The sequence below is a fragment of the Kitasatospora sp. NPDC093806 genome (genome assembly GCF_040683335.1).
Classification (GTDB): Bacteria; Actinomycetota; Actinomycetes; order Streptomycetales; family Streptomycetaceae; genus Kitasatospora.
Window position 1 is genome coordinate 1 of the sequence record NZ_JBFBDO010000164.1, and the last position, 11,715, is coordinate 11,715.

General features: G+C 73.9%; 9 protein-coding genes. 2 read left to right on the plus strand and 7 right to left on the minus strand.

Features of this window, described 5'->3' with window-relative positions; all coding sequences use genetic code 11:
* Window positions 1–56 precede the first annotated feature (56 nt).
* A complete protein-coding gene (locus AB0N76_RS37525; protein WP_363565237.1) occupies window positions 57–1,073 on the minus strand; it encodes an aminoglycoside phosphotransferase family protein in 1,017 nt (338 codons plus the stop codon).
* 271 nt (window positions 1,074–1,344) lie between these two features.
* Between AB0N76_RS37525 and AB0N76_RS37530 the strand changes: the two genes are divergently transcribed.
* Entirely contained in the window at window positions 1,345–3,825 is a 2,481-nt protein-coding gene (locus tag AB0N76_RS37530; protein WP_363565239.1) for a Tex family protein, read from the plus strand.
* Window positions 3,826–3,897: 72 nt separating this feature from the next.
* Here AB0N76_RS37530 and AB0N76_RS37535 read toward each other — a convergent pair whose 3' ends face one another.
* The 6 genes from AB0N76_RS37535 to AB0N76_RS37560 form a co-directional block, all read right to left on the minus strand.
* Window positions 3,898–4,299: an SHOCT domain-containing protein gene (locus tag AB0N76_RS37535; protein WP_363565241.1), complete on the minus strand. Its 402-nt coding sequence runs from the start codon at window positions 4,297–4,299 to the stop codon at window positions 3,898–3,900.
* Window positions 4,300–4,371: 72 nt separating this feature from the next.
* Window positions 4,372–5,085 carry an NUDIX hydrolase gene (locus tag AB0N76_RS37540; RefSeq protein WP_363565243.1) on the minus strand — a complete coding sequence of 238 codons (714 nt, stop codon included), beginning with the start codon at window positions 5,083–5,085 and terminating at the stop codon, window positions 4,372–4,374.
* Window positions 5,082–6,242, minus strand: coding sequence for a type III polyketide synthase (locus AB0N76_RS37545; protein WP_363565245.1), 1,161 nt, complete (start codon window positions 6,240–6,242; stop codon window positions 5,082–5,084). The genes AB0N76_RS37540 and AB0N76_RS37545 overlap by 4 nt, the downstream gene beginning before the upstream one ends.
* A 64-nt stretch (window positions 6,243–6,306) precedes the next feature.
* Complete coding sequence (locus AB0N76_RS37550; protein WP_363565247.1) at window positions 6,307–7,512, minus strand: cytochrome P450; 1,206 nt, start codon at window positions 7,510–7,512, stop codon at window positions 6,307–6,309.
* A gap of 222 nt (window positions 7,513–7,734) precedes the next feature.
* A complete protein-coding gene (locus AB0N76_RS37555; RefSeq protein WP_363565249.1) occupies window positions 7,735–8,397 on the minus strand; it encodes a hypothetical protein in 663 nt (220 codons plus the stop codon).
* A gap of 38 nt (window positions 8,398–8,435) precedes the next feature.
* Window positions 8,436–9,116 carry a hypothetical protein gene (locus tag AB0N76_RS37560; protein WP_363565251.1) on the minus strand — a complete coding sequence of 227 codons (681 nt, stop codon included), beginning with the start codon at window positions 9,114–9,116 and terminating at the stop codon, window positions 8,436–8,438.
* Between the two features lie 297 nt (window positions 9,117–9,413).
* Here AB0N76_RS37560 and AB0N76_RS37565 point away from each other — a divergent pair, with 297 nt between their 5' ends.
* A complete protein-coding gene (locus AB0N76_RS37565; RefSeq protein ID WP_363565253.1) occupies window positions 9,414–10,889 on the plus strand; it encodes a DUF4331 domain-containing protein in 1,476 nt (491 codons plus the stop codon).
* Window positions 10,890–11,715 lie beyond the last annotated feature (826 nt).

Here is an 11,715-nt window from a genome sequence, read left to right on the forward strand (position 1 = left end):
CGGCCCGCTCCCGGAGGATCCTCCGGGCCCACCCCGCCGCGTTTTCCCGTCGGCACTCACACGCTGCGGTCGGCCAGGATCTCGCGGACGATGTGGCGGGCGCTGGTGGCGACCGGGGGGTTGGTGGTGCGGTAGTAGGGGAGTTGGACGAGGGCGATGGAGAGGGCCCAGGCGCGGCCGCGTTCCCAGGTGGCGTCGTCGACGGCCAGGGCGGTGCGGAAGGCCGGGCGGGCGGCGGCGGGCAGCAGGCTCCAGGCGGGGAGCAGGTCGACGGTCGGGTCGCCGACGCCGGCCAGGCCGAAGTCCAGGACGGCGGAGAGGCGTTGGACGGCGCGGCCGCCGGGGGTGCCGGGGGCGGGGGCGTTGACCAGGAGGTTGCCGGGGGAGAGGTCGCCGTGCGTCCAGGTGGCCGGGCCGGTGTGCTCGGGCAGGCGGAGGGCCTTGTCCCAGAGGGTGGCCGCGGCCTCCGTGTCGATCACGCCGCGCAGCCGCCCGATCGCCGCGCGGGTGGCGGCGTCGCGGCCGGCCAGCGGCCCGCCCCGGGCGGCGGGCGGCGCGTCCGGATCGGGCTGGACGGCGCGCAGTGCGGTGATGAAGCCGGCCAGGTCGTGGGCGAGCCGGATGGGGTCGGCGAGCGCCCCGGCGGCCGGGGTGACGCCGTCCTGCCAGCGCAGCACCGTCCAGTCCCACGGGTAGCCGGCGGTCGGCCGCCCGTGGCCGATCGGCTCGGGGACGGGCACCGGCAGGTGGGGGGCGAGCCGGGGGAGCCAGTACTGCTCGCGGGCGAGGTTGCCGGCGGCCCACGCGGCCCGGGGGAGGCGGACGGCGAGTTCGGGGCCGAGCCGGAACATCGCGTTGTCCGTCGTGCTGATCGGGACCGGGGCCAGCGGCAGGCCCTTCCACTGCGGGAACTGGACCGATATCAGCCGTCGGACCAGCCCGGTGCCGATGTCGGGTTCCTCGTCGTGCAGGCGTTCGTGCAGACGGTCGTGCACCTCGTCGTAGAGGTGGTCGTGCTGGTGGTCGTCGTCGTGCATGCGGTCGTGGTCGGACGTCCGGGCGGCTGCGCACATGCCCGGCACTGTACGCCCGGACCGCCCCGCGAAGAGCCCTATTTCGAACACTAGGGTGAGAACGCGAGGATTTCACGGGGGTGTTGGGTTTCCTGGGGGGCGCTCGGAAGCGCGGCCGCCCGGTCCGGAGCCGCCGCCACCGGCCCGACGGACCCCGCATCCGTCCTGCCGGGGCGCCACGCCCGGGGTGCCGGGGGCGGGGTGGGGGGTCGGCGGTAGCTGGCAGACTGCGGGGGTACGCACAGCAACTCTGAAGAAGGTGACCGGCTTCGTGACCACGCCAGTCGAACAGGCGGCCCGACAGGCCCAGCAGGCGATCGAGCGGAAGATCGCCGATGAACTGGGCGTCCGCGAGGGGCAGGTGAAGGCGGCGGTCGACCTGCTGGACGGCGGCTCGACGGTCCCGTTCGTGGCCCGCTACCGCAAGGAGGTCACCGGCTCGCTGGACGACGCCCAGCTGCGCACCCTGGAGGAGCGGCTGCGCTACCTGCGGGAGCTGGAGGAGCGCCGGACGGCCGTTCTGGAGTCGATCGAGGCCCAGGGCAAGCTGGACGACGCGCTGCGCGCGCAGGTCCTGGCCGCCGACTCCAAGGCGCGGCTGGAGGACATCTACCTGCCGTTCAAGCCGAAGCGGCGGACCAAGGCGCAGATCGCCCGCGAGGCCGGGCTGGAGCCGCTGGCCGACACCCTGCTCGCCGACCCGACGCAGGACCCGGCCGCGCTCGCCGCCGGCTACCTCAACGAGGCCGTCGCCGACCAGGCGGCCGCGCTGGAGGGCGCCCGGGCGATCCTGGTGGAGCGCTTCGGCGAGGACGCCGACCTGGTCGGCTCGCTGCGCGAGCGGATGTGGACGCGCGGCCGGCTGGTCGCCACCGTCCGCGAGGGCAAGGAGCAGGACGGCGCCAAGTTCGCCGATTACTTCGACTTCGCCGAGCCGTACGCCAAGCTGCCCTCGCACCGGATCCTGGCGATGCTGCGCGGCGAGAAGGAGGAGGTGCTGGACCTCGACCTCTCCCCGTACGACGGCGAGGAGTCCGGCGACCTGCCCGGCGCCGGCGACTACGAGCAGCGGATCGCCGCCCGCTTCGGCATCGCCGACCACGGCCGCGCGGCCGACAAGTGGCTCGGGGACACCGTCCGCTGGGCCTGGCGCACCCGCATCCTGGTGCGGCTCGGCATCGACCTGCGCGGCCGGCTGCGGCAGGACGCCGAGGACGAGGCGGTCCGGGTCTTCGCCGCCAACCTGCGCGACCTGCTGCTCGCCGCCCCGGCCGGCACCCGCGCCACCATGGGCCTGGACCCGGGCTTCCGGACCGGGGTGAAGGTCGCGATCGTGGACGCCACCGGCAAGGTGCTCGCCTACGACACGATCTACCCGCACCAGCCGGCCAACAAGTGGGACGCCGCGCTGGCGACCCTCGCGGCGCTGGCGAAGAAGCACGGCGTCGACCTGGTCGCGATCGGCAACGGCACCGCCTCCCGGGAGACGGACAAGCTCGCCGAGGACCTCATCAAGCGCCACCCGGAGCTCAAGCTCACCAAGGCGATGGTCAGCGAGGCCGGCGCCTCGGTGTACTCGGCCTCCGCGTTCGCCTCCCAGGAGCTGCCGGACCTCGACGTGTCGATCCGCGGCGCGGTCTCGATCGCCCGCCGGCTCCAGGACCCGCTGGCCGAGCTGGTCAAGATCGACCCCAAGTCGATCGGCGTCGGCCAGTACCAGCACGACCTCAGCGAGGTGAAGCTGTCCCGCTCGCTGGACGCGGTGGTCGAGGACTGCGTCAACGCGGTCGGCGTGGACGTCAACACCGCCTCCGCGCCGCTGCTCACCCGGGTCTCCGGGATCACCGGCACGCTGGCCGACAACATCGTCGCGCACCGCGACGCCAACGGCCCGTTCCGCACCCGCCGGGCGCTCAAGGACGTGGCCCGGCTCGGCCCGAAGGCCTTCGAGCAGTGCGCGGGCTTCCTGCGGATCCCGGACGGCGACGACCCGCTGGACGCGTCCGGCGTGCACCCGGAGGCGTACCCGGTGGTGCGCCGGATCCTGGCCTCGACGGGCGGGGAGCTGCGCGAGCTGATCGGCAACGGCGCGCGGCTGCGCACCCTGCGCCCGGGCGACTTCGCCGACGACACCTTCGGTCTGCCGACCGTCACCGACATCCTCGGCGAGCTGGACAAGCCGGGCCGCGACCCGCGTCCGGCGTTCCGCACCGCGACCTTCAAGGAGGGCGTCGACAAGATCGGCGACCTGGAGGTGGGCATGGTGCTGGAGGGCGTGGTCACCAACGTGGCCGCGTTCGGCGCGTTCGTGGACGTGGGCGTCCACCAGGACGGGCTGGTGCACGTGTCGGCGCTGTCGAAGAACTTCGTCAAGGACCCGCGCGAGGTGGTCAAGCCGGGTGACATCGTGACCGTCCGGGTGACCTCGGTGGACGTGCCGCGCAAGCGGATCGGGCTCACCCTGCGGCTGGACGACGAGGTCGGACGCGGCGGCGGCGGCGAGCGCGGTGGCGAGCGCGGGGACCGGGGCGGCGAGCGGCAGGGCCGTCCGCCGCGCCAGGACCGCCGCGGTGGCCAGGGCGGTGGCCAGGGCAGCCAGGGCGGCGGTCAGGGCCGCCGGGACGACCGGGGAGACCGGGGCGGCTCGGGCGGTTCCGGCTCGCTGGGCAACAGCGCCATGGCGGACGCGCTGCGCCGGGCCGGCCTGACCGGTGGCGGCGAGAAGGGCGACCGGCGCTCCGGGCGGCGCTGAGACCTCCCGAAGGTCGTGGGCCGGCGGACGCGCGTCCACCGGCCCACGACCGCACCCGCACCGCCCCGCGCCTCACACCAGGAGCTTGTCCTTCGCCTTCTGGTACTCCTCCTCGGAGATGGCCCCGCTGGCCTTGAGGTCGGCGAGCTTGGCCAGGTCGTCGACGTGGCTGCCCCCGCCGCCCGCCGAGGGTCCGGCCGCCTCCCGGATGTACTGCTTGAACGCGGCCTCGCTCTGTCTGGCCTGCTCGACGTCGCGCTGCCCCATGCTCTTGCCGCGCACGATGACGTAGACCAGCACGCCGATCAGCGGCAGCAGGATCACCAGCACCATCCAGCCGGCCTTGGCCCAGCCGCTCATGTCGTGGCTGCGGAAGATGTCCGTGATGATCTTGAACAGCAGGAAGAACCAGAGGATCCAGAGGAACAGCTCCAGCATCGTCCAGAAGATGTTCAGCAGCGGGTAGTTGTCCATGTCCGAGTCCTATCACCACATATCGGACAACACCGCTCGCTGTTGAGCCGTTCCAGTGACCCTGCCGGGCGCTCAGTGCGGCCGCGACCGCAGCTCCTCCGCCAGGCCGATCAGCTCGCCCCACCACTCCTCACGCCCGTCCAGCAGCAGCCGCCGTGCCTCGGCGGGCTCCACCGCGCGGACCTCGACCACCTGCTCGCCGTCGTCCGGGTTGGTCGGGACGGAGTCCACCGTCACCTCGGCCCAGCCCCAGAGCCAGGCCTTCTCGGGGTGCGGCTGCCACGGCCGGTACGGCGTCGGGTCGTCGGTCACGCAGCGGTGCGCGCCCAGCCAGACCGGCTCGCCGAGCAGCCGGGCGCCGGCCTCCTCGCGCAGCTCGCGGACCAGGCAGGAGGCGACGGACTCGCCGTGCTCGCGGGTGCCGCCGGGCAGGAACCAGTGGTCGCGCTCGTCGCGGCAGAGCACCACCCGGCCGTCGTCGGTGAAGCCCACCAGGTGGATGTTGGTGACCAGCTCGTCCGGCGGCAGGACGGTGGAGAACTGCGCGTCGAAGCGGCCCCAGGTCCAGTACTGCGGGGCGTGCAGGACGGGGAAGAGTGCCGCCAGCTCGGCCGCCCGGTCGGCGCTGGCAGCGAGCCCGGGCGTCGGGCCGGAGGCAGGGCCGGCGGTCCGGTCGGCCCCCCGGTCGGCGCCGGCCCGGCCGGGTCTGGGGATCAATGAGGTCTGGGCGTCGGTGTCCGTGACATGGGTGTCCGTGGCATGAGTGGTATCCGTCGCTTCGGTCATTCGGTGATCGTAGTCCCGGCCGGACGCAGCAGGGGGGTGGTCGGGTGAGCCAGCGTCAGCTCGGCGGCGTCGATCGCGCGCGGGCGGCGCGGGACCACCGCCTCCAGCGGCACCCCGGCCCAACTGCCCAGCGAGATCTCGGCGGTGATGCCCGGACCGAAGCCGGCGATCAGCCCCTGGGTGCCGTCCTCCACCCCGCCCTCCTCGAACAGCCGGGCCAGCGCGTCGAAGACCACGGCGCTGGCGATGTTGCCGCGCTCGGTGAGGGTGGCGCGGGAGAACCGGAACGCGGCCGGCTCCAGGTTGAGGAAGCGGCAGAGGTCGTCGAGGATGCGCGGGCCGCCGGCGTGCACGATGTAGAAGCCGAGGCCGGAGACGTCCCAGGCGTGGTCGGTGGCCAGCGCGCGCAGGGCCGGGGCGAGCATCTCCATGGTGCCGGGGACGCGCTTGTCGAGCTGGAAGTGGAAGCCGGTGTCCTTGACCCCGTACGAGATCCAGTCCTCGGTGTCGGGGACGAGGTGCGAGCCGTTCCGCTCCAGGTGGACGCCGCTGCCGCCGCGGCCGCGCAGCACGGCGGCGGCGATCGCGTCGCCGAACAGGCCGTTGGAGAGCAGCGAGCCGACGCCGAGGTCGGTGGGCTGGTAGCAGAGCGAGCAGAACTCGCAGGCGACGATCAGCACGTTGGAACCGGGGTAGGCGCGGCAGAAGTCGTGCGCCCGGTTGACGGCGGCGCCGCCGGCCGCGCAGCCGAGCTGGGCGATCGGCAGCTGGCGGGTGTCGGAGCGGAACCCCATCCGGTTGATCAGCCACGCGGTCAGCGAGGGCATCATGAAGCCGGTGCAGGACACGTAGAGGATGAGGTCGATGTCCCGGGCGGCGAGGTCGGCGTACCCGAGGGCGCGTTCGACGACCTCGGGGACGCGGCGCTTGGCCTCGCGCTCGTAGACCGCGTTGCGGACGGTGAAGCCCGGGTGCTTCAGGGTCTCCTCGATCGGCTGGACCAGGTGCCTGGTCTTGACCCCGGTGTTCTCGATCAGCCGCAGCGCGAGGCCGAGCTGCGGGTGGCCGGCGTGCAGCTCGCGGGCCAGGTCGAGGGTCTGGTCGAGGGTGATGACGTGCTCGGGCAGGGCGATGGCGGGGCGGCAGAGGGTTGCCATGGGTGGAGGTCTCCCTGGTGGTCCGTGGAAGCGGTCGGACGGGCGGCGCGGCGCGGAGCCGCGGTCACCAGGCGACCGGCAGCGTCCTCGGGTAGCGCCAGATCGAACCGGTCTGCCAGTCCAGCTCGGCGGCCGGCACGGCGAGGCGCAGCCCGGGGAACCGGGTCAGCAGGGTGCCGATCGCCACCTGGAGCTCCATCCGGGCGAGGTGGGAGCCGAGGCAGTGGTGGGTGCCGTAGCCGAAGGTCATGTGGGTGGGGGCGCCGCGGTCGAGGTCGAGCTCGTCGGGGCGCTCGAACATCGCCGGGTCGCGGTTGGCCGCCAGGTAGGAGACGTGCACCGGCTCGCCGGCCTTGATCAGCACCCCGCCGAGCTCGACGTCCTCGGTGGCGACCCGGGCGATGCCGACGCCCTGCCGGAACGGGATGAAGCGCAGCAGCTCCTCCAGGGCGCGCGGCAGCATCTCCGGCTGAGCGCGCAGCTTGGCGAGCTGCTCGGGGTGGCTGAGCAGGGTGTAGGTGATGTTGGAGAGCTGGTAGGTGCTGGTGTCGTGGCCGGTGACCAGCAGGACCATGGCCATCACGGCGAGCTCGTCGGCGTCCAGCAGCTCCTCGCCGTCGCGGGCGGTGGCGAGCGCGCTGATGAGGTCCTCGCCGGGGTCGCGGCGGCGGGCGGCGGTCAGAGCAGCGAAGTAGCCGCGCAGGGCGGCCTTGGCGTCGACCTGGCCGGTGCCGCTGCCCGGGCCCATCGCCATCATCGCGACGGCGTGGCCGCGGAGTTCGGCGCGGTCCTCGGCGGGGATGTCGAGCAGCTCGCAGATGGTGGTCATCGGGAGCCGGCTGGAGAGGTGGTGGACGAGGTCGGCGGGGGCGCCGTGCTCGGTCATCTCGTCGAGGTAGCCGTCGACGACCTGCTGGGTGTGCGCGCGCATCCGCTCGACCTGGCGGTTGGTGAAGCCCTTGGCGACCAGGCGGCGGAGCCGGTTGTGGGCGGGCGGGTCCATCAGGTTGATCGCCTCGGCCTGGGCGATCGGGGCGGGCGTCATCCGGGGCAGGTCCCGGCCGATGCCGGCGGCGCGGCTGAACCGGCGGTCGGTGGTGACGACCCGGACGTCCTCGTAGCGGGTGGCCAGCCAGGCCTCGCCCTCGCCGTGCGGCAGGCGGATCCTGGCGATCGGCTCCTCGGCGAGCAGGCGCTTGAGGAGCGGGTCGAACTCCAGGCCGTCGGTGTGGTTGAAGGGACAGTCCCACACGGGGGCGGTGGTGGTCACGGGCTGATCCAGGGGCCGGGGGTTTTGCCGTCCGACCGGGGGTCGTTCGGGCGCGGACGTGCTGATGTTCCCCCATCGGGCCGGGAAAATGGGGGCACGAGCGATAGTTCCCTCGATCGAGGGAGATAGGCGATTGTCTTTCTATATGCGGGAGTTGGCGGGGGGTGGAGGGGGTGGGGGTGCCCCCGGGTCCGGGAGGGGCGGACCCGGGGGCAGGCTGGCTCAGCCGGCCGGGACGTAGTCGAAGCGCGGCGTCAGGGTGCCGAACTCGCTGCCGACCCGCGGGCCGGGGCGCCCGGTGTACCGGCCGATCAGATCGGAGGTGTCCTGGGTGACCCGGAACGGCACCTTCTCCAGCTTGAACCCGGTCAGGGTCGGCCGGCCGTTGGCGATGACGTCCGCGTAGGTGGTGTCGGCCACCGGGAACTCGTCCCGCACCCGGGCGTCGTCCACGGAGAGGCCGGCCGAGTACAGCGGGGTCGGCATCACCCGGATCCAGGTCGGCTCCAGCCGGAAGGTGTGGCCGGAGGCCGGGTGGTGGAGCACGATCCCGCCGGGGTAGAAGATCCGGCCCTGGGAGTCCAGGTGGTCGCCGGCGGTGGAGCCGATCGGCATGTCGAAGCCGTTGCCGTCCGCGTCGAGCACGAACGGGGCGATCGCCTCCAGGGTGATGTTCTCGGCGCGGAGCCACTGCTTGGTCTCGTCGCTGAGGCCGACGTGCGCACTGCCCCAGGGCGAGATGTAGACGCCGGGCGCGCGGTTGGCGGACGCGGCGGTGGTGTCGGCCGCCTTCGGGGCGGCGGAGGCGTCGGTGGCGTAGGCCGCCGGGGCGAGCAGGGCGGTGGCGGCGGCCAGGGTGGCGAGACGGCGCAGGACGCGGTTCATGGTGAACTCCTGGTGAATAGAGGGGATGTGATCGGTGGTCAGGCCGGGAGGTAGCGGAACTGGCCGGAGAGGATGCCGAGTTCGTCGCCCGCCCGGAAGTCGGTGCCGAGTGCGCGGTTCAGGCCGTCCGCGCCCAGCGGGGTGAGGGTGAGCGGCACCTTCGAGGTCTTGACGGCGACCTTGGTCGGGTCGAGCCCCCAGCCGCCACCGCCGACGGCGGCGCCCTCCAGGGTGTACGAGGCGAAGACCTGCTCGCGGCTGCTCCGCTCCCCGTTGATCGCCGGGTAGGCGGAGAGCCCCTGGGTCGGGAAGAACCGCAGCCAGAAGTCGTCAGCGGTCCAACTGCCCTGCGTGTCGGTGTTGGTGAAGGTCCAGCCGCCCCGGTAGTAGACCCGGCCGAACTCGACCAGGTCGATGTACGAGCCGGCCGTCGAACCGATCGCGCTGATCAGCCCGGAGTCCTCGGGCAGCCGGGTGACCGGGGCGATCGGGGTGACGGTGACGTGGTGGGCGTCCAGGGCGGCCTTGAAGCCGGGGCTCCAGGCGACCTGCGCCTCGCCCCACGGCGACACGTACGGGCCCGGCGCCCGGTAGGCGGCCGCGGCCGTCGGGGCGGTGGCCCGGTCGGCGGACGGGGTGGTGGCGTCGGCGGCCGGGGCGCCGAGTGCGGTGAGGGTGGCGGCGGCCAGCAGGGCGGCCATGGCGCGGCGGATGCGCATCGGGGATCACTGCTCCGAATGAGAGTCGATGAAAGGTGATTAGTCGTCAAATCCCTTTGCCCGGGAAGGTGTTCGATGGCGAAGGGAAAGGGATCAACCGGGATCGTAGGTGCACGGATGTGCCGGAATCCGCCCGGTTCCCCCTCAGGAGGGAAAACCCGACACGTCCGGGTGAGTGGGCTTCCGCAGGCTCGAACCAAGATCGCCGCGCCCTCTAGCGTGGACCGGCGGTCGGCCGTCGGCGCCCACCGGCGCGCGGCCGCCCTCCCTGCCCAACTTCCCCTTCCCTCCGGACTCTTGGAGAGCCCTGTGTGGAACCACCGGCCCTCACCGGCCACCTCGCGGCGCGGCTTCCTGGCCGCCGCCACCGGTCTGCTGACCGCCGCCTCGCTCGGCGGCCCGCTGCTCGGCACCGGTCGCGCCGGCGGTCACTTCGACGCCCCCGGCGTCGCCGTCGACCAGCCCGCCAACATCACCGACGTCTACGCCTTCACCAGCCCCGACGCCCCGGACACCGTCACCCTGATCGCCGACGTCCACTCCGCCCAACTCCCCGGCGCCGCCCCGCTGAACTACCCCTTCGCCACCCGCGCCCGGTACGAGCTGCACATCGACGCCACCGGTGACGGCGTCCCCGACCTCACCTACCGCTGGACCTTCCGCAACGAGGACCGCCGCCCCTTCGGCACCGGACCGATCGCCGCCACCCCGGTCCGCTCGCTGCGCGACTCCGGGCTGCTCTTCCGCCAGCGCTACACCCTCGAACGCGTCCGCCCCGGCCGGGCGGTCGAGACGCTGATCGCCGACGGCACCGCCGCCCCCACCCACACCGGCCTCACCCTGATGCCCGACTACGGCGCGCTGCGCGCCGAGGCCACCCGCACGCTGCCCGGCGGCGGCCGCACCGTCGCCACCCAGACGGCGGAGTCCTTCTTCATCGACACCCGGGTCGTCGGCCTCTTCGTGCTCGGCACCATCGGCCCCGTCCCCGGCGCGCTGCCCGGCCCCAACCCGCTCTCGGCCGTCAACGTCAGCAGCCTGATCCTCCAAGTGCCCAAGCGCGAGCTGGCGTTGAACGGCGACCCGGCGCGCAACCCGGTGGTCGGCGTCTGGGTCACCGTCTCCCGCGAGGGCGCCGACCTCGCCCGCGACCTGCGCGCCCAGGACCCGGTGTACCGCCAGGTCGGCCGGCTGGGGAACCCGCACGTCTGCTTCGCGCTCTGGGGCTCCGCCGCGAACAACGCCGCCCCCGGCGGACCCGAGGACCGGTTCAACGCCCGCGCCGCCGCCGACGACTGGCAGGACCAGGCCTTCCTCGACGCCGCGCTCGACCCCGCGCCCCCGCGCCGGATCGAGGCCGCCCAGGGCTTCGCCGCCCCGCCCCGGCCCCGCGCGGACATCCGCGCCCTCTACCTCGGCGGCATCGGCAAGGACAACGGCGCCCGGTTCGGCTTCGACCTCACCACGCACACGCTGAACGCCGACGCCGACCCGCGGGCGATCCGCTGGGCCGAGGAGCTCCGGCTCAACCTGACCACCCCGGTCAGCGGCTCGCCGAACCCGGACGGCGTCCTCGGCGGCGACCTCCAGGGCTGGCCGAACGGCCGCCGGCCCAACGACGTCATCGACCCGCCGCTGCTGCGGATGCTGGAGGGCGAGCCGTGGAACGGCCGCTCGGCCGCTGAGCTGCTGCCGCCGCCGTCCTTCGACTGGCAGCCGAAGCCGGCCACGGACGTCTTCCCGTACCTCAACCTCCCGCACGCCGGCCTGTGAACCGCGAGGCGGGGCGGGCTGCTGGAGCCGCCGGCACTGCCGGGGACACCGGTACCGTCGCCACCAGTGTCACCACCACCGCCGCCAGTGTCACCACCGCCACCAGCGCCACTGGGGCTCCCCGGGATACCGGGGCGAGTGGGCTCACCCGGGCTACCGGGGTTGCTGGAGCCACCAGGGCTGTCGAGGTCTCTGGGGTCACCGGTATCGCCGAGGCTGCTCCGGACGTCAGTGCCCCTGGGGTTGCCGAAGCCTCCGGCGCCGTCAGTGCCGCTGGGGCTACCGGGGTGCCTGGGGCCAGCCGGGGTGCCGGGGCCGCCGGTGGATCTGGGGTCGCTGGTGGCGCCGGGGCTGTTGGTGCGGCCAATGCCGCCAGGGTCGCCGAAGCCTCCGGCGCCGCCAGTGGCACCGGTATCGCCGCCGCCGCCTCCGCCGCCAGCCTCACTGAGCCCCCCAGGGCTACCGGGGCGACTGGGACCACTCGGGTCACCCCGGCTGCCGGAGCCACTCGGGCCCCCAGGGACTCCCGGGCCGCCGGTGGGCCCGGTGGCGGTCGATGGCCGTCGCCGGCGGCGGCGACCACGGCGGTGCCCGTGTTGCTGCTCTTACCGGTGCTGGTCGTGGCCGGTCGGTGTGGTGTGCCCGCCCCCCTCGCTGCCGTCGGGATCGTGGTGGGGGTGGGGGCGGGCCTGGCCCTGTCGCGGCCGGCCCGGCGGCCGGCGGTCGCCCGGCCCGCCCGCCCCGCCCGGCGCCACAATCGCCCGCCCCCCCCCGCCCCCCCCCCCCCCCCCCGGGGTGTCACGTGGGGGTCCCCCCCCCCCCCCGG

Bases quoted from the DNA above. Each gene is read 5' to 3' on its own strand.
- AB0N76_RS37555 (WP_363565249.1), bottom strand. From the start codon at position 8,397: ATGAACCGCGTCCTGCGCCGTCTCGCCACCCTGGCCGCCGCCACCGCC.
- AB0N76_RS37525 (WP_363565237.1), bottom strand. From the start codon at position 1,073: ATGTGCGCAGCCGCCCGGACGTCCGACCACGACCGCATGCACGACGAC.
- AB0N76_RS37545 (WP_363565245.1), bottom strand. From the start codon at position 6,242: ATGGCAACCCTCTGCCGCCCCGCCATCGCCCTGCCCGAGCACGTCATC.
- AB0N76_RS37540 (WP_363565243.1), bottom strand. From the start codon at position 5,085: ATGACCGAAGCGACGGATACCACTCATGCCACGGACACCCATGTCACG.
- AB0N76_RS37560 (WP_363565251.1), bottom strand. From the start codon at position 9,116: ATGCGCATCCGCCGCGCCATGGCCGCCCTGCTGGCCGCCGCCACCCTC.
- AB0N76_RS37535 (WP_363565241.1), bottom strand. From the start codon at position 4,299: ATGGACAACTACCCGCTGCTGAACATCTTCTGGACGATGCTGGAGCTG.